At 72.5% G+C, this 1642-nt stretch carries 5 protein-coding genes; all 5 read left to right on the forward strand.

The window, feature by feature from the left end; genetic code table 11:
• Window positions 1-288 precede the first annotated feature (288 nt).
• Complete coding sequence (locus IEZ12_RS25425; RefSeq protein WP_189275035.1) at window positions 289-543, forward strand: hypothetical protein; 255 nt, start codon at window positions 289-291, stop codon at window positions 541-543.
• Between the two features lie 57 nt (window positions 544-600).
• Entirely contained in the window at window positions 601-795 is a 195-nt protein-coding gene (locus tag IEZ12_RS25430; RefSeq protein ID WP_043913788.1) for a hypothetical protein, read from the forward strand.
• Complete coding sequence (locus IEZ12_RS25435) at window positions 792-1013, forward strand: hypothetical protein (RefSeq protein WP_189275037.1); 222 nt, start codon at window positions 792-794, stop codon at window positions 1011-1013. The genes IEZ12_RS25430 and IEZ12_RS25435 overlap by 4 nt, the downstream gene beginning before the upstream one ends.
• The gene (locus IEZ12_RS25440; RefSeq protein WP_189275039.1) at window positions 1010-1285 is read left to right on the forward strand and encodes a hypothetical protein; all 276 of its coding nucleotides are present in this window, start codon (window positions 1010-1012) and stop codon (window positions 1283-1285) included. The genes IEZ12_RS25435 and IEZ12_RS25440 overlap by 4 nt, the downstream gene beginning before the upstream one ends.
• Window positions 1286-1306: 21 nt before the next feature.
• Window positions 1307-1642 (forward strand): class I SAM-dependent methyltransferase (locus IEZ12_RS39065; protein WP_505744219.1); only part of this gene is annotated, 336 nt, incomplete at its 3' end.

The raw sequence follows: 1642 nt of genomic DNA on the forward strand, positions 1-1642 counted from the left end.
CGCCTCCGCACTCAAGCCCTACGGCATCACCACCGGGCAGGTCTGGGGCACCGCCCCCGAGGGCGGCAAGGGCGCGAACCGGCGCGGCATCGACCGCGCCGACCTCACCAAGGCGATTACGGAACGTGACAAGAAGCGCGCCGCCTGACCGCCGAAACCGTCGCTAGGTCTAGCAAGCACCCTCGCTAGACCTAGCGACCCCGCTAGCGACCAAAAACACCCCTGATCAGGCCCCTAGCGTCTAGCAAAGCCCCTGCTGAGAGCCCCGAAACCGCTCTGGAGGCCACTGTGACACCCCTCCTGCTCCCCGCGATAGCCACCGCCCTTCTCGTCACCGCCGGTTACGGCGCGCTGTGTGCGGCCAGCCCGTTCGGGAACTGCCGCAAGTGCGCCGGCCTCGGCTTCGCCCTCAAGAACGACCGCCACGGCAACCCCAAGCGCGGCAGGACCTGCCGCCGCTGCAAGGGCGCCGGAAAGCGGATCCGCATCGGCCGCCACCTGTTCAACGCCGCCCACCGCACCTGGCGCAACGGCACCCGCTGAACCCCACCCCCGCACGTCCCGCTCCGGCCCCCGGGCCGTCGAACGAAAGGCCGTGTCATGGCCCTGACCGTCTCGCTCGTCGTGCTGTTCGGCATCGTCCTCGGCCTCCTGCTGAAGGCCAAGTCCCTCGGCTACGGCTCCGCGATCGTCGCCGTCCTGTTCGGCTTCCTGCTCGCCTCCACCGGCGTCGCCGGGCCGATCAACAACCTCATCCACGCCCTGACCGACGCCATCGCCAAGGTCCGCGCATGACCCCCACCGCCGCTGCGGCCGGGATCCGGCCGCTCGCCGCCGCCCACCTGCGCGACGCCCTCACCGCCGCCGCGACCGGCGACCCCGCCGCCTCCCTCGCCGCGCTCATGAACATCGACCCCGACTCCTGGCAGGCCATCCAGCACCGCACCGCCCAGCTCGGCACCAGCGTCCTCGACCTGATCGCCCACGCCGCCCGCACCGGAGGAACCCGATGAACACCAGCGACCTGGTCACCGCCGCCGCCCTCTTCGGCCCCGGCACCCTCGCCCTCATCCCCCACCTCGCCTCCCAGCGCGCCTCCCGCGCCGACTCCGCCCGCGTCAACGCCGTCCTCGACCTCTCCGCCCACGAACGCGCCCAAACCGACCAGGAGACCGGCACCCCGGTCCCGCCCAACGGCGGCGAACCCCTCCCGCAGCCCGTTCAGCTCGCTCCGGTCCAGCGCCTCGCGCCGGTCGTCCAGCTCGCCGCCCGCCGCGCGGCCTGAGACCACGCCAGGAGACACCGAATGAGCGTCACTTCCGTCATTCCCGTCACCACCGCCGGCCGACGGCCGCGAGTCCTGGACGCGTTCTGCTGCGCGGGCGGAGCCGGAACCGGCTACCACCTGGCCGGGTTCGACGTCACCGGCATCGACATCCGCCCCCGCCCCAACTACCCGTACCGGTTCGTCCAGGGCGACGCCGTCGAGTACATCCGCGCCCACGGGGCCGAGTACGACCTGATCCACACCTCGCCGCCCTGCCAGGCCGGATGCGCGCTCACCATCGGCACCAACACCGCCATGGGCTGGGGCACCGCCCACATCGACCTGGTCGCCGCCACCCGCGCCGCCGCCGAGTCC

The organism is Kitasatospora griseola, from assembly GCF_014648555.1.
GTDB lineage: Bacteria > Actinomycetota > Actinomycetes > Streptomycetales > Streptomycetaceae > Kitasatospora > Kitasatospora griseola.

What these genes read in the sequence shown, in the direction of transcription:
- IEZ12_RS25430 (WP_043913788.1), top strand. Translation starts at nt 601, where the DNA reads ATGGCCCTGACCGTCTCGCTCGTCGTGCTGTTCGGCATCGTCCTCGGC.
- IEZ12_RS25440 (WP_189275039.1), top strand. Translation starts at nt 1,010, where the DNA reads ATGAACACCAGCGACCTGGTCACCGCCGCCGCCCTCTTCGGCCCCGGC.
- IEZ12_RS25435 (WP_189275037.1), top strand. Translation starts at nt 792, where the DNA reads ATGACCCCCACCGCCGCTGCGGCCGGGATCCGGCCGCTCGCCGCCGCC.